Origin of the sequence: Citrobacter sp. TBCS-14 (assembly GCF_005280805.1) — a bacterium.
GTDB lineage: Bacteria > Pseudomonadota > Gammaproteobacteria > Enterobacterales > Enterobacteriaceae > Citrobacter > Citrobacter gillenii.
Genome location: NZ_SZWM01001133.1, coordinates 1 through 231, shown reverse-complemented (window position 1 = coordinate 231; position 231 = coordinate 1). Strand labels below are relative to the sequence as shown.

Below are 231 nucleotides of genomic sequence, written 5' to 3'. Positions count from 1 at the left end.
ATCCAGATAGAGATACGACGCTTTTTAAAGTGGTTCACCACCGCCGCAATAGTGCTGTGCGCTTTGGCGCGGTTATTTCTGTCGATCAACAGATTACCGGTGAGCCAGTACAGTTGTCCGAAGAAAGGGATCCACAACAGGCTTTTTTTACCTACTGTGACCGTCGGTGGCTGAACGATATTCGCTGCGGTAACCATGTCATAGTTATTCTGGTGGTTACAAATATAGATA

At 46.3% G+C, this 231-nt stretch carries 1 protein-coding gene; it reads right to left on the bottom strand.

All coding sequences use genetic code 11. The features are described from left to right. Window positions 1–231 (bottom strand): 1-acyl-sn-glycerol-3-phosphate acyltransferase (locus FDX22_RS24410; protein ID WP_186805461.1); only part of this gene is annotated, 231 nt, incomplete at both ends.